17 protein-coding genes, 1 other RNA gene and 2 pseudogenes are annotated in these 18,764 nt (G+C 55.4%); 10 read left to right on the plus strand and 10 right to left on the minus strand.

The features are described 5' to 3' along the window. Nucleotides 1-102: 102 nt before the first annotated feature. Nucleotides 103-630: a YbaY family lipoprotein gene (locus KGP24_RS05410; protein WP_223562608.1), complete on the plus strand. Its 528-nt coding sequence runs from the start codon at nucleotides 103-105 to the stop codon at nucleotides 628-630. A gap of 33 nt (nucleotides 631-663) precedes the next feature. Here KGP24_RS05410 and KGP24_RS05415 read toward each other — a convergent pair. Continuing rightward, nucleotides 664-1,061, minus strand: a pseudogene (locus KGP24_RS05415) (MGMT family protein). An 84-nt stretch (nucleotides 1,062-1,145) separates the two neighbouring features. Between KGP24_RS05415 and ffs the strand changes: the two are divergent. From ffs to KGP24_RS05430, 3 genes are all read left to right on the plus strand, one after another. Continuing rightward, nucleotides 1,146-1,242, plus strand: an RNA gene (ffs, locus tag KGP24_RS05420) — signal recognition particle sRNA small type. 261 nt (nucleotides 1,243-1,503) lie between these two features. Then, complete coding sequence (locus tag KGP24_RS05425) at nucleotides 1,504-1,755, plus strand: hypothetical protein (RefSeq protein WP_023310587.1); 252 nt, start codon at nucleotides 1,504-1,506, stop codon at nucleotides 1,753-1,755. Then, a complete protein-coding gene (locus KGP24_RS05430; RefSeq protein ID WP_023326800.1) occupies nucleotides 1,752-1,967 on the plus strand; it encodes a hypothetical protein in 216 nt (71 codons plus the stop codon). The genes KGP24_RS05425 and KGP24_RS05430 overlap by 4 nt, the downstream gene beginning before the upstream one ends. 80 nt (nucleotides 1,968-2,047) lie before the next feature. On the opposite strand, the gene KGP24_RS05435 is transcribed toward KGP24_RS05430, so the two are convergent. Beyond that, a complete protein-coding gene (locus tag KGP24_RS05435) occupies nucleotides 2,048-3,469 on the minus strand; it encodes a PLP-dependent aminotransferase family protein (protein WP_223562609.1) in 1,422 nt (473 codons plus the stop codon). Between the two features lie 86 nt (nucleotides 3,470-3,555). Between KGP24_RS05435 and KGP24_RS05440 the strand changes: the two genes are divergently transcribed. The 3 genes from KGP24_RS05440 to KGP24_RS05450 all read left to right on the plus strand — a co-directional run bounded on the left by KGP24_RS05440 (nucleotide 3,556) and on the right by KGP24_RS05450 (nucleotide 8,507). Beyond that, nucleotides 3,556-4,167, plus strand: coding sequence for a hypothetical protein (locus tag KGP24_RS05440; protein ID WP_223562610.1), 612 nt, complete (start codon nucleotides 3,556-3,558; stop codon nucleotides 4,165-4,167). 77 nt (nucleotides 4,168-4,244) lie between these two features. Beyond that, the gene (locus KGP24_RS05445) at nucleotides 4,245-5,315 is read left to right on the plus strand and encodes a LacI family DNA-binding transcriptional regulator (RefSeq protein ID WP_223562611.1); all 1,071 of its coding nucleotides are present in this window, start codon (nucleotides 4,245-4,247) and stop codon (nucleotides 5,313-5,315) included. Nucleotides 5,316-5,417: 102 nt separating this feature from the next. Continuing rightward, the gene (locus tag KGP24_RS05450) at nucleotides 5,418-8,507 is read left to right on the plus strand and encodes a beta-galactosidase (protein ID WP_223562612.1); all 3,090 of its coding nucleotides are present in this window, start codon (nucleotides 5,418-5,420) and stop codon (nucleotides 8,505-8,507) included. Here KGP24_RS05450 and KGP24_RS05455 read toward each other — a convergent pair. Both KGP24_RS05455 and KGP24_RS05460 read right to left on the minus strand, forming a co-directional pair. After that, nucleotides 8,485-8,691, minus strand: a pseudogene (locus KGP24_RS05455) (hypothetical protein); the annotation flags it as partial. The gene KGP24_RS05450 and the pseudogene KGP24_RS05455 sit on opposite strands and share 23 nt — an antisense overlap. Then, nucleotides 8,691-10,259 carry an EAL domain-containing protein gene (locus KGP24_RS05460; RefSeq protein ID WP_223562613.1) on the minus strand — a complete coding sequence of 523 codons (1,569 nt, stop codon included), beginning with the start codon at nucleotides 10,257-10,259 and terminating at the stop codon, nucleotides 8,691-8,693. The gene KGP24_RS05460 and the pseudogene KGP24_RS05455, both read right to left, overlap by 1 nt. Before the next feature lie 220 nt (nucleotides 10,260-10,479). Between KGP24_RS05460 and KGP24_RS05465 the strand changes: the two genes are divergently transcribed. Both KGP24_RS05465 and ykgO read left to right on the plus strand, forming a co-directional pair. After that, nucleotides 10,480-10,740 carry a type B 50S ribosomal protein L31 gene (locus tag KGP24_RS05465; protein WP_010428154.1) on the plus strand — a complete coding sequence of 87 codons (261 nt, stop codon included), beginning with the start codon at nucleotides 10,480-10,482 and terminating at the stop codon, nucleotides 10,738-10,740. A 2-nt stretch (nucleotides 10,741-10,742) separates the two neighbouring features. After that, entirely contained in the window at nucleotides 10,743-10,883 is a 141-nt protein-coding gene (ykgO, locus tag KGP24_RS05470; protein ID WP_003859006.1) for a type B 50S ribosomal protein L36, read from the plus strand. Here the strand turns inward: ykgO and KGP24_RS05475 are convergent. After that, a complete protein-coding gene (locus tag KGP24_RS05475) occupies nucleotides 10,880-11,590 on the minus strand; it encodes a GNAT family protein (RefSeq protein WP_223562614.1) in 711 nt (236 codons plus the stop codon). The two genes, ykgO and KGP24_RS05475, sit on opposite strands and share 4 nt — an antisense overlap. Before the next feature lie 101 nt (nucleotides 11,591-11,691). Between KGP24_RS05475 and KGP24_RS05480 the strand changes: the two genes are divergently transcribed. Further along, nucleotides 11,692-13,152 (plus strand): PLP-dependent aminotransferase family protein, encoded by a 1,461-nt coding sequence (locus KGP24_RS05480; protein WP_223562615.1) that lies wholly within the window; start codon nucleotides 11,692-11,694, stop codon nucleotides 13,150-13,152. Here KGP24_RS05480 and KGP24_RS05485 read toward each other — a convergent pair. The 5 genes from KGP24_RS05485 to acrB form a co-directional block, all read right to left on the minus strand. Continuing rightward, a complete protein-coding gene (locus KGP24_RS05485; protein ID WP_223562616.1) occupies nucleotides 13,124-13,591 on the minus strand; it encodes a YlaC family protein in 468 nt (155 codons plus the stop codon). The genes KGP24_RS05480 and KGP24_RS05485 overlap by 29 nt on opposite strands. A gap of 117 nt (nucleotides 13,592-13,708) precedes the next feature. Beyond that, nucleotides 13,709-14,260: a maltose O-acetyltransferase gene (gene maa / locus KGP24_RS05490; protein ID WP_223562617.1), complete on the minus strand. Its 552-nt coding sequence runs from the start codon at nucleotides 14,258-14,260 to the stop codon at nucleotides 13,709-13,711. 205 nt (nucleotides 14,261-14,465) lie between these two features. Further along, complete coding sequence (locus tag KGP24_RS05495) at nucleotides 14,466-14,684, minus strand: HHA domain-containing protein (RefSeq protein ID WP_148244022.1); 219 nt, start codon at nucleotides 14,682-14,684, stop codon at nucleotides 14,466-14,468. 27 nt (nucleotides 14,685-14,711) lie between these two features. Further along, nucleotides 14,712-15,086, minus strand: coding sequence for an Hha toxicity modulator TomB (tomB, locus tag KGP24_RS05500; protein ID WP_008499288.1), 375 nt, complete (start codon nucleotides 15,084-15,086; stop codon nucleotides 14,712-14,714). 510 nt (nucleotides 15,087-15,596) lie between these two features. Further along, a complete protein-coding gene (gene acrB / locus KGP24_RS05505; protein WP_223562618.1) occupies nucleotides 15,597-18,743 on the minus strand; it encodes a multidrug efflux RND transporter permease subunit AcrB in 3,147 nt (1,048 codons plus the stop codon). Between the last annotated feature and the right edge of the window lie 21 nt (nucleotides 18,744-18,764).

Below are 18,764 nucleotides of genomic sequence, written 5' to 3' on the forward strand. Positions count from 1 at the left end.
TCAGGCATAAATCGGTGATCTGTGCCACACTTGAATGCGTTATGTGATTGAAACGACATCGGATGGGATCGATCCCGCTGGTGCATTGATAAGGAGACTTCAATGAAACTCGTGCCCATGCTAAGTGGTGTAGCTATTGCGGTGGCGTTGTCCGCCTGTGCCGGTAAGAGCGCCCAGGTGCCGGTTCCAGCTGCAGATCCGAACGGGATAAATGCCCTTTCACAGCAATCCATTCAGCAGCCTAATGTGTCCGGTACCATCTGGATTAAACAGAGAGTCGCTCTGCCACCGGACGCAGTATTAACGGTAACGCTGTCTGATGCTTCCCTGGCCGACGCGCCGTCGAAAGTCGTGGCTCAGCGCGCCGTTCGTACCGAAGGCAAGCAGGCGCCGTTTAGCTTCGTATTGCCGTATAACCCTTCGGACGTTCAGCCTAACGCCCGTATTCTGCTGAGCGCAGCGGTAACCATCAACGGTAAGCTGGTCTTTATCACCGATACGGTCCAGGAAGCAATCAACAACGGTGGGACAAAAATCGACCTGAACCTGGTGCCGGTGCAGCAGACCGAAGTGCCGGTCGCACCGCAGACCAATCAGCCGTCTCTGCCAACCCCACCGACTCAGATGTAATTTCTGCATTACCCCTCTCCTCCGGGAGAGGGGTCAGTATACCCAGCGAAATTTCTGCAAATCGATTTGACCCGACCCTGACACCTGCACCCCTTCTGAAAGTAACGCCTGACGCTGACGCTGGAGATCCGGCCCGGTTAGAGAAATGGCGCCATGACGATTCACCACCCGATGCCAGGGCAACGTGCTTCCTTCCGGCAACCGTTTCAGGACGCCGCCAACCTGTCGCGCCGCGCGCGGAGAACCGGCCAGACGCGCGACATCACCATAGGTGGTGACATAGCCTTCCGGGATTGAGGCAACGATTTGCCATACGCGCTGTGGAAAGGAGTCGTGCTCGTCCATACTTTCACCTGTGGGGAGTTTCTGGAACGCTATGATAAACGAAGATCTTCATGATTGCTGCGCCTGTTTGCGCAAGAAACCAGCATCCGGTTCCTGGTCGCTTGCAATTGGGCTTTAGCACAGGGATAATGCGCCAGCGCGTTGGTTATCAACGCTCTCAATGGGGGCTCTGTTGGTTCTCCCGCAACGCTACTCTGTTCACCAGGTCAGGTCCGGAAGGAAGCAGCCAGGGCAGACGACGTGTGTGCCGGGATGTAGCTGGCAGGGCCCCCACCCATTTATGCTCTCATAAGATCTTCCAGCTTCACCTCTCCACTTAAACCGCTATCCCACAATAATATTGTGCCTATATCGTGTAATATATATTTCATTGTATTGAAATATTATTGTCATAAACCTGTAATAATAGACTGTCATTTTATAATTGGATGTTTATTTACTACGATAACTTAAAAAAATATATATCTGGATAACATTGTTAACTTCGTGTATTAAATAAAGTACTTATTCCGAAGGGAAGTGACAAACATGGCTACAGCGGTATTAAACGTTAAGATTGATGACGCGCTAAAAGAAAGACTTCGCCACTATGCGGAAGTCAATAACGAGAATTTAAGCGTGACGACAGAGAAACTGCTGCTGCTGGCGTTCGAAGCAGTAGAAGAGGCGGGAGTATCGGAAGAGGATATTGATAATCAGCATACGGAAGAAGAGAGTGTATCTCCTTTTACTCCTAAAGAAATCAAGGCTCTACGTAAACTTCTGAAGAAGAGAAAATGAAACAACAACTGTCAACTGCCAGTGACTACAAAGAGGCCTGCGATCTGTTGCGTTCAGGCTACGTGAAGCATGTACGTCTTGGCTGGAATGTCGGAAGTGATGAGTTCTTTCGTATTGCGTCTGACTGGTGTGATACCGGCGCAAAAATAAAGAAAGACGGTGATAACTTCGTTATTTCACTGAAAGGTTTTCCTATTCCTGCTCAGCATTAACTCCTGACCGGTGAAAACTGCTGACTGTATATGTGACAGTCAGCAGTTTTTATTTATGATCTGCTTCAAAGTTTTTATTATTAGATCACGCTGCGTTTCAACGATGGCACATTTTTATTCAGGGTGAGCCATAACGGTTTGATCCTCAGCAACGCCTGCTCAAGCTCTGTTGATTCGAGCGAGAAGGGCATCCGTAAATAGCGGTCAAACGCGCCAGAGAGACCAAACCGCGTACCGGTCCCCAGGTTTATCCCCAGAATCTCAGCCCGCGCGGCAAGCTGCGTAGCCAGCATGCCCGGGAGTTCTATCCAGTAAGAGAGCCCGCCTTCCGCTTCATGGAATTTCCAGTCCGGGAAATGTTCGCGCAACAGTTCACCGCATCGATCGCGTCGTTCCGCCAGCATCTTCCGGCGTGCGGGCAAAAACGTCTCGCTGTTGTTAATGAGCCAATGCATCGCCAGCTGTTCCAGAAGCGGCGAGCCTAAATCCAGCGTATCCCGCGTCTGGGCAAGCGTGGCGATGGTGCGCGATGAGGCGCGGATCCAGCCGAGACGCAGCCCTCCCCAGAAGCTTTTTCCGGCAGAGCCTAAGGTGATAACGGTGGCCTGCGGGTTAAAGGCGGCCAGCGGTGGCGGGGGAGGCGCATCAAACCAGAGATCCACCATCGTTTCATCCACTACCAGCGCCGTACGGGTTTGTGCAGCAATATCGGTAATAGCCTGACGGGTGGCGATATCCATACAGCGCCCGGTGGGATTATGAAAATCAGGCATCAGGTAGGCCAGGCGCGGCGCCGTCTGGGCAAGGGTTGCCGCAAAGCCATCCGTATCCCAGCCGGTTTCCGGCAGCGACACCCCGACTGGCCGGCACTGCGCTCCCTGAATGGCGGCAATCGCCAGCGGATAGGTGGGGTGATCGACCACGACGCGATCCCCCGGCCCGGTCATCATCCGCAGTACCAGCGCAAAGCCGCTGACGGCGCCATTGACCACCATCACTTCGTCTGCGCGGGTGGGAAGACCCCGCGCGGTATAGCGCGCAGCGATGGCCTCCCGTAGCGTCGGCAGCCCAAGCTGATCGTAGCCCGTCAGCGAGAGATGCTGCGTTATGGCCGTGAGCGCATGGGCATAAGCCTGATGGATCTCCGGCCCGGCATTCAGGGCGGCAGTAGAGAGATCCAGTGCGGCACTTGCCGCTGAAAGGGTGGGAACGGCGCGCGTATCCGGGAGGAGCACGCGTGACCCGCTGCCGTGGCGGCTTTCAAGGTAACCCTCCTCGCGCAGGTGGGCGAGGGCGCTGCCGATGGTGGTCCGGCTCACGTCCAGCGCAGAGGCCAGCTCACGCTCGCCCGGTAGACGCGTATTCAAAGCCAGGCGCCCATCAAGGATTAACAGACGCAGCGCGTCGGCCAGCTGTCGCCAGAGCGGGGTGCGGGATGAGGCTTGCTGCCAGTGGCCTAAAAGACGTACCAGAGACTGGCTTCCGAAGCGACGTGATGACATATGCAGTCCACTATTTGAAAACTGGACATTAATCATAGTGCCATTTTAGGCCAGGATGAAAGCCTGGTTCACTGGAGAAGATAAAAATGGTACGTCGTCTGCTACAACTCTATGTCGGTTTAGGGCTGTATGGCCTTTCCACCGTAATGTTTATTCGTTCTGATTTGGGTGTCGATCCCTGGGATGTTTTTCACCTTGGGGTGGGGATGCAGCTGGGGATGACTATCGGGACGGTGATCATTGTGACCGGCGCTGCGGTGCTGCTGCTGTGGATCCCGCTGCGTCAGATGCCGGGCCTTGGCACGATAAGTAACGTGATTTGTATAGGCCTGGCGGCGGATGCCAGCATGGCGCTTATCCCGGAGCTGGATTCGTTACCCGTTCGAATTGCTTTCCTGGTGTCGGGCATCGTGATGAACGCGATTGCGACCAGTATGTACATCGGCGCCGGCTTCGGGCCTGGCCCGCGCGACGGCCTGATGACCGGCATTCATGCCCGGCTGGGGTGGTCCATTCGCAGCGTGCGTACCTCGATTGAAGTGTCCGTCCTGTTGATTGGGTGCGTGCTTGGCGGCACGTTTGGCGTGGGGACGGTGCTGTATGCCCTGACCATTGGCCCGCTTATTCAGCTCTGTTTGCCCTGGTTCCGCCAGAAGCCGCGCACTGAGGAAATACCTCAGCCGGAGCGGGTTGTTTAATTTTGCGAAGCGCTCACATGTTTTAACGGCGTCGCTGTGCCAGAATATACGCTTCGAAAATCGCGATGCCGGAAAGCATGAAAGCAATCACTCTCTATGATGTCGCCCTCCTTGCGGGGGTTTCTTATCAGACCGTTTCCCGCGTCATTAACGACGCGGAACATGTGTCTGCCCGCACGCGGGAAAAGGTGCAGCAGGCGATGGCGGAGCTGCACTACGTTCCAAACCTTCGCGCGCAGCAGCTGGCGGGTAAACGTACCCGTACGCTGGGTCTTATCACCACTGACCTGGCCCTGCACGCGCCTTCGCAAATTGTGTCGGCGGTCAAATCGCGTGCGGCGGAACAGGGGGCGAGCGTCCTTATCTCCATGGTGGAGCAACCCCGGCAGTGCCATGCCGCGCTTCAGGCGCTGCTGGCACAGCGGGTGGAGGCGCTGCTGGTGAATGTGCCGCTTGACGATCCGCACGCCGAAGAGCTCAGGGCGCTGGCGTCGCCCGTCCCGGTGCTATTCCTTGATGTATCCGCCTCAGCGCGGGTAAACAGCCTTGTGTTTAACGCAGAGGAGGGGGCGCGTCTGGGCGTCGAGCATCTGCTTTCGCTGGAGCATCGGCATATTGCCTTGCTGAGCGGCCCGGAAAGCTCGGTCTCCGCGCGCGCTCGCCTGGCGGGGTGGAAAGCAACGCTGGCGCAGGCGGGTCTTGAGGCGGTTGCGGTGGCTTACGGTGACTGGAGCGCCGCCAGCGGCTATGAGAAAGGGCATGTCCTTCTGTCGGGGACGGTATTTCCGGATGCCATTCTGGTGGCGAACGATCAGATGGCGCTCGGGGTGATGCGCGCCTGCGCGGAAAAAGGGGTAGCGATCCCTGGCCAGCTTTCGGTGGTTGGGTTTGACGATACGGCCGACAGCGCCTGGTTTTCTCCGCCACTGACGACCATTCGCCAGGCGTTTCGCGAGGCGGGCGAACGCAGCGTGGAGTGGCTACTGGCCCCCTCCGGGGACGAGGCGTACTGGCAGGTTCAACTACCGGTGACGCTGGTTACCCGTCATTCCAGCGCGCGCCGCGCGCCGCAGCAGGCCGAACGCGAGGATCTGGCGCAGCAGCTCAGAAGCCTGGCACTCCTTGCCGAGCAGATTGCCCGCAAATAAAACTTTGTGATCGGACTCGCTACCCCGCGATTGAACGCTTTACCATTGCCGGGTGCCAGGGCATGTTAACCAAAATTGTGAGCGCTTCGCAAAGAGGTTACTATGTCCACCACTTCACCGCTGACCCTCAGCGCCATTCTGGCCCGTCGGGACTGGGAAAACCCTGGAGTCACCCAGGTTAACCGTCTGGCCGCACACGCGCCGTTGCACAGCTGGCGCAATGAACCCTCTGCCAGAGAGGACGCTGGATCCATCAGCAGGTTCTCTCTCAACGGGGTATGGCGCTTTAGCTACTTTACCGCGCCGGAGCAGGTTCCTCAGGCATGGATAACCGAAGATTGCGTGGATGCCGTTGCGATGCCCGTGCCGTCTAACTGGCAGATGCAGGGTTTCGACACGCCCATCTATACCAATGTCACCTATCCGATCCCCGTTAACCCGCCTTTTGTGCCGCAGGAAAATCCGACCGGTTGTTACTCGCTCACATTTGAGGTGGATGACGCCTGGCTTCAGAGCGGACAGACCCGCATCATCTTCGACGGCGTGAACTCTGCGTTCCATCTGTGGTGCAACGGACAGTGGATGGGCTATTCCCAGGACAGCCGCTTGCCCGCTGAATTTGACCTTTCGGCGGCATTACGGCCCGGGCAGAACCGCCTGGCGGTCATGGTATTGCGCTGGTGCGACGGCAGCTATCTGGAAGATCAGGACATGTGGCGCATGAGCGGCATCTTCCGCGATGTGACGTTGCTGCATAAACCCGATACCCGGATTGCCGATTATCACGTGGTAACCGACCTGAATGCGGAGCTGGACCGCGCGGTGCTGAAGGTGGATGTCGCGCTGGCAGGCGCTGGCTTTGCAGCCTGCGAGGTGATCGTGACCCTGTGGCGCACGGGTGAAAAATGCGCCAGCGTTTCCCGGCGGCCAGGGTCTGCCATCGTCGACGAGCGCGGCAGCTGGGCAGAGCGCTTAACGGCGGCGATCCCCGTTGATCAGCCCGCGCTCTGGAGCGCTGAAACGCCAGACCTGTATCGCCTGACGATTGCGCTTCTTAACCCGCAGGGTGAGGTGCTGGAGATTGAGGCGTGCGACGTGGGCTTCCGCCGCGTTGACATCAGCAATGGCCTGCTGAGGCTCAACGGTAAACCGCTGTTGATCCGTGGGGTTAACCGGCACGAGCATCACCCGGAAAACGGCCAGGTGATGGACGAGGCGACCATGCGCCGCGATATCGAAATCATGAAACAGCACAACTTCAACGCCGTGCGCTGCTCGCACTACCCGAACCATCCGCTGTGGTACCGGCTTTGCGATCGCTACGGGCTGTACGTCGTTGATGAAGCCAATATCGAAACGCACGGCATGGTGCCGATGAGCCGCCTTGCTGACGATCCGCGCTGGCTGCCCGCCATGAGCGAGCGCGTGACCCGCATGGTGCAGCGCGATCGTAATCACCCCTCGGTTATCATCTGGTCCCTGGGTAATGAGTCCGGTCACGGTGCAAACCACGACGCGCTGTACCGCTGGCTGAAAACCACCGATCCGACGCGTCCGGTACAGTATGAAGGCGGCGGCGCGAACACGGCGGCGACCGATATTGTTTGTCCAATGTATGCCAGGGTCGATCGGGATCAGCCGTTCCCGGCAGTGCCTAAATGGTCAATCAAGAAATGGATCGGCATGCCGGACGAAACGCGTCCGCTGATCCTCTGCGAATATGCCCACGCAATGGGAAACAGCTTTGGCGGGTTCGCGAAATACTGGGAAGCGTTTCGCAGCCATCCTCGCCTGCAGGGCGGGTTTGTCTGGGACTGGGTCGATCAGGCCCTGACGAAACGGGACGAAGATGGCAATACGTTCTGGGCGTACGGCGGAGACTTTGGCGATAAGCCGAACGACCGGCAGTTCTGTCTTAATGGGCTGGTATTCCCCGATCGCACGCCGCACCCGGCGCTGTACGAGGCGCAGCGGGCCCAGCAGTTCTTTACCTTTACGCGGGTCAGTACCTCGCCGCTGGTGATTGAGGTGCAAAGCGGCTACCTGTTCCGCCACACCGATAACGAAGTGCTGAACTGGACGGTTGCCCGGGACGGGGACGTGCTCGCTGCGGGCAAGGTGACGCTGGATATGGCCCCTGAAGGCACTCAGCGTCTGGAGATCGTCCTGCCGGAGCTGAACGCCGTGCCGGGTGAGGTCTGGCTGAACGTTGAAGTACGCCAGCCGCGGGCAACGCCGTGGTCACCGGCAGACCATCGCTGCGCGTGGGAGCAGTGGTCGCTTCCGGCCCCACTTTTTATTGCCGCGCCAGTTCCGGCGGGCGAGCCGCCGGTGTTAACGCAAAACGATCGCAGTCTGGATATCACCCATTGTCAACAGCGCTGGCAGTTCGATCGCGCATCCGGAAACCTGACCCAATGGTGGCGAAATGGCGCTGAAACGCTGCTTTCACCTCTGACGGATAACGTCAGCCGTGCGCCGCTGGACAACGACATTGGCGTGAGTGAAGCGACGCAGATTGATCCCAATGCCTGGGTTGAACGCTGGAAAGCGGCGGGCATGTACGATCTTACCTCGCGCGTGCTGCACTGTGAGGCTGAGCAGCATGCAGGAGAGGTGGTGATCACAACCCAGCATGTCCTTGAGTATCGCGGCAACGCGCTGTTTCTGAGTCGTAAAGTCTGGCGAGTGGACGATCGGGGCGTTCTGCATGGCGATATTCAGATCGACATCGCGTCTGATATCCCGGAGCCTGCGCGCATTGGCCTGAGCGTTCATCTCGCCGAAACGCCGAAAAACGTTCACTGGCTGGGGCTGGGGCCGCATGAAAACTACCCGGACAGAAAGCTGGCGGCGCAGCAGGGGCGCTGGACATTACCTCTCGAAGCCATGCACACGCCGTATATCTTCCCGACGGAAAATGGTTTGCGCTGTGAGACCCGTGAACTGGTGCTGGGAACGCATCAGCTGAACGGCCGGTTCCATTTCTCGGTGAGCCGCTACGGCCAGCAGCAGCTGCGTGAGACAACCCATCATCATCTGCTGCGGGAAGAACCGGGCTGCTGGCTCAACCTCGATGCGTTCCATATGGGCGTGGGCGGCGACGACTCCTGGAGCCCCAGCGTCTCGCCGGAATTCATCCTGCAGACCCGCCAGCTTCGCTATACCTTCAGCTGGCAGCATAACCTTTAACTGACCGTAGAGATGCGGCCGCAGAGTGTGGCCGCAGGATCATGTAAATCCCTAACACGGTAATCAGTGCAGCAGAGATCCACGGCGTTTTACGGGAGAATTCGCTAAACCCGGGCCAGCGTTTGGTTGCGTGCCTGAGGCTCAAGGCAGCAATCGCGCCGGAAACGACCAGCGTTAACGCCATTAGGTAGAATGCCTGCCGAGGTTATTTTCCACCCAAAGAATAAATTCCGCTTTTGGCAGCGCTTTGCTGTAGTACCACCCCTGCCCGTACTGCACGCCGTGTTGGTGTAGCCAGGCGAGCTGCCCTGCGGTCTCGACGCCCTCCGCCACCATCGCCAGCTTTAACGACTTTGCTATTTCAATGATGTGCGGCGTCACGTTTTTATACTCCAGCGCATCCACGAACGATTTATCAATTTTTAGCGTGTCGACGTCCAGATCCTGCAGATAGCTCAGGCTGGAATAGCCCGTGCCAAAATCATCAATATAGACAGGGTGGCCTGAACGGCGAAACGCAGCGATAGCCGGTGCGCTAATTTTGGGGTCGGCAAAGCCGCGCTCGGTGAGCTCAAGGGCGATTTGGCCTGGGTGGATCTTCCATTTGTTCAGCAAGTGATTCAGCAGCGGCGGCAGCGTGCCGGAGGTCAAATCGGCGGGCGAAAGGTTGATGGAGATATGCTGATCGGGGTGAAGGTGCAGCCAGCTGCCCATATCCTCAAACACTTTTTCGATGACTAACTGCGTCAGCTGCGAGATGAGCCCCGTTTGCTCGGCAAGAGGGACAAAAATATCCGGCGAGAGGCTGCTTCCGTCTGGCTGAGGCCAGCGCGTCAGTGCTTCTGCACCCACAATTTTTCCGCTACTGAGCGCCACTATGGGCTGATAGTGAACCACAAAATCCCGGCTGTTAATGGCGTCAAGCAGGCGATTGCGCGGCGACTGGATACGTCCCAGGATCCGCAGGACAAACAGTGCGGCGAGCAGGCTTATCAACATGCCGAACGGTAACCAGAAAAGAAGCTGCCGGTGCCAGGTTTCAGCCAGTGGTTTGAGCGTTGCCCATGCGACGACGGTAAATCCAAGCTCAGGTACAGACTTCATGACGTACACTGAACCGTTGTACTGCACGCTTTTCACACCCCGCACCTGATGAACCATGTCGCGGATGTGAGAATCGAGCTTACTGCTGCTGGCGAAAATGCGGTGTGTTGTGCTTCCTACCAGGGCGGCATCAATTGCTATCTCGCCGAAAGGGATCACGTCCACCAGCGAGGCAGGATCGATCATGACAAGGTAGTTGCCTTTTCCAAGCACTGCCATGTAGCGGTTAAACCCAAGATCGTTTTGCGTGGTCAGCCATGCGCTGTAACCATCTTTGGTAATGCGCATCGGAGGGGGGAAAGGGGGGGCATGACTGGTTTGCTCGAGGGAGGAGCAGAGCGGCTGAAGGTTGTCGATATAAACCACTTCCTGAACATATCGCCACGAGAAAGCGACCCGGCGCATCTCCCTTAACTGCAACGGGCTACACGGCACCCCTTCAAAGGCCTGCAGGTGATCGAGCGCTTCTTTTGCCTGATCCACAACTCTGCCGGTTCTTACCAACACGCGTGACGCATAGTTATCCAGCGCATTGGCAAACTTATCTTCCGCCTGGCGATGGGCCAGCCAGATGCTCAGGCAAATGGGGACCAGCACAGAAAAGATAAGTATGCCAGTCACCAGACTGACCAGATGTCGGGTTTTCATGCTGTCGTGTCCTTCCTCGTATACCCGTTCCTGGGCATTGAGTTCCTTGCCTGAAGAGAAAGATTTTACCGCGAAATGATATAGTTATAGCACGTGGGCAGCCAGATTTTCATGTTATCTCAGGCAAATGAGAAAATATCGCCAGGCAAGATGGGGTTGTTTTTTTAAACTGACCTGGATATTATTTTGTTATGTTATAACAAAACACAAAGGATTTACGATGAAGCCCGATATCCATCCAGCCTATCGCACCGTGGTATTCCACGACACCAGCGCTAATGAATACTTCAAGGTTGGCTCAACCATTAAGACCGACCGCGAAATTGAACTCGATGGCGAGACGTATCCGTACATCACCATCGAGGTTTCTTCAAAATCGCACCCGTTTTATACCGGTAAGCAGAAAACGTTCTCCACGGACGGAAGCGCCGCACGCTTCCGCAAGCGTTTTGGCGGTTTTCTTAATGCGAAGCGGGGCTAACCATGCAGGTACTTAACTCATTACGTAGTGCAAAGCAGCGTCACCCGGATTGCCAGATAGTCAAACGCAAGGGACGCTTATACGTGATTTGCAAATCCAATCCGCGCTTTAAGGCGGTTCAGGGACGTAAAAAAAGACGCTAGACGCGCGTTTCTCGCCAGCTTTCCAGGGATCTTTTCTGTTTGCCATCGGCAGTAAAATTGTCGGTGGCAAGCCAGCTTTCAAAGGCGCCCGCCAGCGCCGGCCACTCTTTGTCGAGAATCGAAAACCAGTCGGTATCCCGGTTATGACCTTTTATGACCAGCGCCTGGCGAAAGCGCCCCTCAAACTGGAAACCCAGACGCAGTGCCGCTTTACGGGAAGGTTCGTTCAGGCTATTGCACTTCCATTCATAACGCCGGTACCCCAGGGTATCGAACACGTACCGCATCAGCAGATACTGCGCTTCTGTCGACATTGGCGTGCGGCTTAAAAGAGGAGAGAAGTGAACGTGCCCCACTTCCACGACCCCGTTTGTAGGATCGATCCGCATCAGGGACAGCGTCCCGACAGGGGACTGGGTCCGGTTATCCATAACGGTAAAGTGGATGGGATCGGATAACTCACTTACGCTCACCACCCATTCGGCAAATTCCTCCGCGGTGGCATCGGGTTCACGCAGTAGCCACGTCCAGCTTCGGGTATCTTCGGCCAGGGAATAGGCAGAAAACAGCGCTTGTGCATGCTCGACGCGCAGCGGCTCAAGCCGACAATAGTGACCCTGGAGGACCACACGGGACGGGTGCTGACGAGGTTGCCAGTCGGTAAGCGCTTCGCCCACTGGCTGTCCGAACTGATTGAATATCTTCATCTTCATTTCCATGACGTTGAAAAGAGCTTCAGGCTAATGAATCGCTGGTTCCTTAAAAAGAGCCACTGCGCTATGTTTTGATGGTGCCATGAGGAGGCGAGATGAATATACCGGGTGATGAATTTTATACCTTGCTCCATGCAGCCCTGAAAACACGCGGGCAAGAGACGCTACAGCGCGCGCTTTACCTTGCTTTGCGGGAGGCCATACTGTGCGGAAGGCTACAATCCGGCAGCCAGCTTTCCGGTTCGAGAACGCTTGCCCGGCAGCTCATCCTTTCCCGGAATACCGTCAATGCAGCGCTGGACCAGCTCACCCTCGAAGGGTATTTGCAGCGTAATCGCCAGGGACCGCGGGTGGCACAGTTAGCTCATCGTTCTGTCTCCCGGACATTGCCGGATCCTGCCATCACGCTCGCAAAACGGGTCGGGCTGCTGCCCGCGCCTGTGCCCCGGGATACGCCGGTTCTGGCATTTACCCCAGGCACGCCGGCCATCAATTATTTTCCCCTGCCGCTGTGGCGGCGATTGTACGATCGTGTCCTGCGCGAGGAGGGGAGTGCCCTGTTAGGGTATGGCGACCCGGCTGGCGAGCCGTCGCTGCGGGCCGCAATTGCCCGGCATCTCGCCTTGTCCCGCGGTATTGATTGCGACGCCAGCCAGATAGTGATTACCGAAGGTGCGCTTGAGGGCGTCAATCTCTGCACGATGCTGGTAAGCGAGCCTGGCGATGTCGCCTGGGTGGAAAACCCCGGCTACAGCGGCGCAAAGAGCGCTTTTGTTAAAACCGGCCTGGCAATGACGGGAATACCGGTTGATGACGAGGGAATGTGTTGGGAGGGGATGGATGCGCCAGCGCCCTCACTGATTTTTACGTCGCCTTCGCATCAGTTCCCTTACGGGAGCGTGCTCAGCGCGCGGCGGCGGCTGGCATTGCTGGAGCTGGCCCGGCAGCATAATGCGTGGATCATCGAGGATGATTACGACAGCGAGTTCCGTTATGCCGGTGAGCCCGTACCGGCGATGCTGGGAATGGTCAACAATGCGCCCGTTGTGTATCTGGGGACGTTCAGTAAAACGTTGTTTCCGTCACTTCGAATGGGGTTCATGGTGTTACCGCCAGCGCTGGCAAAAGCGGCGCGCCCGGCCATCGGCTCGCTGCTGCGCGGTGGACATCGCGCTGAGCAACGTACCCTGGCGCTGTTTATTGAAGAAGGTCACTATGCCCGTCATCTTGCCGCCATGCGTCGGCTCTATCGTAAGCGTTACCGGCAGCTGCGGGAGGTGCTGGACGCAGAGCTGCATACGCCGCACCGCATTCTGGCAGGCGAAGGTGGGATGCATCTGACGCTGGCGATAGACGGTATTGACGACCTGATGCTGGTGGAGCAGGCGAGGGCGTTTCAGCTGGCACCCGCTGCACTGAGCGGGTATTACCTGGAATCGAAGCTGGGGCAAACCGGTCTGGTTTTAGGCTACGGCAATACCTCTGCTTCTCAGTTTGCGCCGGGGATCCGACGCCTGCAGGCGTTAATTACGCAGCAGCAGGGCGGGAAAGGGTAAAGACATCATAGAAAGAGAGCTGACCTTTGGTGGAGACCATTTTCTGCAGCTTCTCTTTTTGCTGGGTTTCCACTGCCGGAGAGTGCATGATGCTCTCGATAAGATCCGCAGGCACGTAACGCGTGTTGTACCATTCGCCGTTGTAGCAGACCCGGAAATCGAGTACGTCGATATCTTCGTAACGGTAGCGCGGATTCACGTCGAAAAAGAAAAAGGCGTTAAAGACGACAAACAGTACAACCAGCAGCCAGACGGAGTCCACCAGCGTTTCGGACTTCAGCATCACAATAAGCGTCGCCAGCCAGGCGGCATACATGGCGACAAAGAGTCCAGGATGTTTGCGAATAAAGCTAATGCTAAAGCGCGGGCGATTGTCGCGCTTTTCGCGGAGGTTTAGATCGTCGATGGTGGCGGTAAGCAGGCGCTGTATCTCGGTCATTTTTTGCCTTCATAAGAGTTGACAATACAGGGTGTCTGCCAATTTTAGGGGAGCCACCAGGCTGAAAAAAGTAACAGTCTGGTGCTAAAAGACTATAACAGTTGGCTCCCCGGGACCTCACAGCGTTTTGATGATTTTTGCCGGGTTGCCGCCAACAACTACATCAGCCGGGACATCTTTCGTCACGACGGCGCCGGAGGCAACCACAACATTATCACCAATGGTGACGCCAGGGTTAATAACCGCCCGGCCACCAATCCAGACGTTATTTCCAATATTGACAGGTTTTCCAAACTCCACGCCGCTGTTTCGTTCCTGCGCATCCAGGGGATGGGTGGCAGTATAAATATGAACACCCGGCGCGAGCATACAGTTATCGCCAATATGAACAGGGCAGACATCCAGCATCACGCAGTCGAAGTTAGCGTAAAAGTTTTTGCCCAGATAAATGTTATATCCATAGTCGCAGCGGAAGCTTGGTTCTATATAGGCTCCTGCGCTTTGTCCCAGAAGTTCCGCCAGAATATTCTGGCGTTCTGTTTTTTCATCAGGCGCGGTGTGGTTATAGCGGTAAACCAGATGGCGGGCCCGCAGTCGTTCAGCCCGTAACGTCTCATCGCCGGGGCGGTAATGTTCACCGGCAATCATTTTCTGTTTTTCTAAGCTCATTGGAAACCTCTCTGGATGTTATTACCGCAGGGTAATCGGAACAGGCCAGAAGGGGAACGTTCCCGGGGGGCCGATGTGACTGTCGTCACAACATTGCTGCTGATGAACGCGTTTTACACGGAGACCTGCCTTAGGCACAGGGAGCATAACGGGATAGGTAAATACTCAAAACGAGGCGTAGAACTCTACAGACACCCTTAAAAGATTAACGGACAAATTTCCACACAGAAGTAGGAATTTTGTCATACAGCTTATTCATTGTTAGTTCAGCAAGACGATGGTCAGCGGCTGAATAAAATACCGCCAGTTCATTATCAGAAAGCTCGTATTTATTCTTTTCAATGACGCGCTCAAGCGTGTCAATTGACTGACAACGTCGTAAGCGCATCAAATAATCGAACTTTGTGAGTGGTTTATCAGACATAAATTCACCTTAGTAATTGTAATAATTTTAACAGGACAGACTCACCGGGTTAGCTCTGCTCACGTTGACGAAACAGCGGAATAGTCGATTTCCCGATTTACGCCATTTTTGCAAATCCTGAGCGTTAATGCCGTAACTGCTGAACAACATAAAGGTGTCGTCCAGGTATTCATCAATTTGCTCAATGAGCTTATTATCTTCATTGTACTTAATTTTATAATTAAGTGCGAAGGTTGCGATATGCTCTATCAGCTCATTCAACTGTAAATTGATGGCAGACGTTGGGTCATTTACCCAGCCATGGTTACTTTCATCAAGATTGGCAAGGCAGTCATGGTACAAGGATTCGCAGAGAAATTTCAACTGCGCAATATCATGCCTTTTTGGCGAGTACTCGTCCATAGCGCATCCCCTTCTGAGTGATTTCTTACTCACCGAACATCATTGTCGGGATGGATACAACTGACTTAGCTACATGAGTGCTGTGTTCCTGATAACCTAACTATAAGCCACTCCTTCCTGGATTTCACCGCGCTATTACGAAAAATTACAAATAAAACCGCAGGCTGGGGGGCTGAACGCAAATGGTCGCCCTGGACTCAACGTTTTAATCCAAATTAACGACGGTGTTTTATTGCTTCCTTACGTTTCATTGGCTTAGCAAAAATGATGAGAAGAGTTCCGACTCAGACTTAGCTTTGTAAGAACTTCTTGCCAGGAATATTCCTAATATCTTAAGCGGAGATATGAAATTAAAAAAATCCTGAATTCACCGACTAAGTTATCAGTTAATTATGATATGTCTATTTATGATGGCAGAAAATAAATAGAACCACAATAAGCGTAATTTATGATTTTTTTCTGAAATGAAAAAGGCCGCTAATGCGGCCTTTTTATCATGTGAAACCGGTATCAGTGAGGTTCTACCGAATGACTGTGTTCAACATCTTCATTCTTTCGGCTAAAGCGGCGGCGAACCACCACGAAGAACACCGGTACGAAGAAGATAGCCAGTACGGTTGCGGTGACCATGCCGCCCATTACACCTGTACCTACTGCGTTCTGCGCGCCGGAGCCTGCACCGGAGCTGATAACCAGCGGCAGTACGCCGAGGATAAACGCCAGTGACGTCATCAGGATTGGGCGCAGACGCATACGAACCGCCTCAAGCGTCGCCTCAATAAGACCTTTGCCTTCTTTCTCCATCAGATCTTTGGCGAATTCCACGATAAGTATCGCGTTCTTCGCCGACAAGCCAATGGTTGTCAGCAGGCCTACCTGGAAGTAAACGTCGTTGGTCAGTCCACGGAACGTCGCCGCAAGCAGCGCACCGATAACCCCGAGTGGAACCACCAGCATAACGGAGAAAGGAATCGACCAGCTCTCGTACAGTGCCGCCAGACACAGGAAGACCACAATCAGAGAAATGGCGTACAGGGCAGGAGCCTGGTTACCGGACAGACGTTCCTGATAGGACATACCGGTCCAGTCATAGCCGATACCCGCAGGCAGTTTGCTCGCCAGCTCTTCCATCAGGTTCATGGCTTCACCGGTGCTTCGGCCCGGAGCAGCCTGACCCAGGATCTCCATCGATGGCAGACCGTTATAGCGTTCCAGACGCGGTGAACCATATTCCCAGCGTGACGTTGAGAACGCAGAGAACGGAACCATCTGACCATTGCTGCCGCGCACGAACCAGTTGTTGATATCGTTTGGCAACATACGGTACTGCGCCTCTGACATCACGTACACTTTCTTCACACGACCGCGGTCGATGAAGTCGTTGACGTAGCTACCGCCCCAGGCTGCGCCCAGCGTGGTGTTGATGTCACTGATGGATACGCCCAGAGCCTGGGCTTTCTCCTGGTCTATGTCGATCTTGTACTGCGGCGTATCTTCCAGGCCGTTTGGACGCACGCCGACCAGCAGGTCAGGGTGCTTAGCGACTTCACCAAACAGCTGGTTACGCGCCTGCGTCAGTTTTTCGTGACCCAGACCGCCCTGGTCAATCAGCTGGAAGTCGAAGCCGGTCGCGGTACCCAGTTCAACAATCGCTGGCAGGTTAAAGGCGAAGACCATCGCATCTTTAATCTGCGAGAAGGTGCCCATTGCGCGGCCGGTGATGGCTTCAACCTTGTTCTCTTCGCCCGGACGTTCAGACCAGTCTTTCAGAGAAACGAAGGCAATACCGGTATTCTGACCACGACCCGCAAAGCCAAAGCCGTTAACCGCAAACACGGACTCAACGTTGGCTTTCTCTTTGGTGAGGTAGTAATCGGTCACTTCATCCAGCACTTTCTGGGTACGCTCTTGCGAGGCACCTGCCGGAAGCTGTGCCATCGTCAGGAACACGCCCTGGTCTTCATCTGGCAGGAACGAGCTTGGCAGACGAACGAACAGGAAGGCCATGCCGACAACGATGATGATATAGAGCAGCAGGTAACGACCGGTGCTGCGCAGAATGTTGCCCACGCTGTCGGTGTAGTGGTGCGTGCTCTTATCAAACATGCGGTTAAACCAGCCGAAGAACCCTTTATGCTCACCGTGACCGCCTTTCTGAATCGGCTTGAGCATGGTGGCACAGAGGGCAGGCGTCAGGATCAACGCGACCAGTACCGACAGCGCCATCGCGGAAACAATGGTAATGGAGAACTGGCGGTAAATCGCACCGGTAGAGCCACCGAAGAAGGCCATCGGGATAAATACCGCGGACAGTACCATCGCGATACCGACCAGCGCGCCCTGGATCTGACCCATCGATTTACGGGTCGCTTCCTTCGGCGGCAAACCTTCTTCCGCCATCACGCGCTCGACGTTCTCAACTACCACGATGGCGTCATCCACCAGCAGGCCGATGGCGAGCACCATCCCGAACATCGTCAGGGTGTTTATCGAGAACCCAAAGGCCGCAAGGATGGCAAATGTCCCCAGCAGAACGACCGGAACGGCGATGGTTGGAATCAGCGTCGCGCGGAAGTTTTGCAGGAACAGATACATCACCAGGAATACCAGGATGATCGCCTCAACAAGCGTCTTAACCACTTCATGAATCGAAATTTTGACGAACGGCGTGGTGTCGTACGGATAAACGATTTTCAGACCTGACGGGAAGTAAGGTTCCATCTTCTTCAGTTCTGCGCGGATCGCCGTGGCGGTGTCCAGGGCGTTAGCGCCTGTCGCCAGTTTGATACCCAGACCGGAAGCTGGTTTACCGTTAAACTTCGCAATGATGTCGTAGTTTTCACCGCCCAGCTCAACTTTCGCCACATCGCGCAGGCGAACCTGCGAACCGTCCTGATTCACTTTCAGCAGAATTTTGCTGAACTCATCGGCAGAGGTCAGACGGGTCTGCGCGATGATCGAGGCGTTAAGCTGCTGGCCTTTCACCGGCGGTGTACCGCCCAACTGACCGGCAGCCACCTGGGCGTTCTGCGCTTTAATCGCACTGATCACGTCAACCGGCGTCAGCTGGAAGTTATTCAGCTTGTTCGGATCCATCCAGATACGCATCGCGTACTGGGAACCGAACAGCTGCACGTCACCCACACCTGAAGTACGGCTAATGGCGTCCTTCATGTTGGCGCCCACGTAGTCGGAAATATCCTCCTGCGTCATGGTACCGTTGGTGTTGATAACGCCGACAACCATCAGGAAGCTACTGGACGATTTCTCGACGCTCACACCCTGCTGTTGTACTTCCTGCGGCAGCAAAGGCATTGCCAGCTGCAGTTTGTTCTGCACCTGAACCTGCGCAATGTCAGCATCCGTACCTGACTCGAAGGTCAGGGTGATCTGTACCGTACCAGTGGAATCACTGTTTGAGGACATGTACATCAGGTTATCGATACCGTTCATGTTCTGTTCGATAACCTGGGTGACGGTGTCCTGCACCGTTTTCGCATCAGCTCCCGGGTAGGTTGCGGAAATTGTCACCGCCGGTGGCGCAATCGTTGGATATTGCGCGACAGGCAGCTTCAGGATCGCAAGTCCCCCGGCCAGCATGATGATAATGGCGATCACCCACGCAAATATGGGGCGATCGATAAAGAAATTAGGCATGTCTTAACGGCTCCTGTTTAA

This window comes from Enterobacter sp. JBIWA008 (assembly GCF_019968765.1).
Lineage (GTDB): Bacteria > Pseudomonadota > Gammaproteobacteria > Enterobacterales > Enterobacteriaceae > Enterobacter.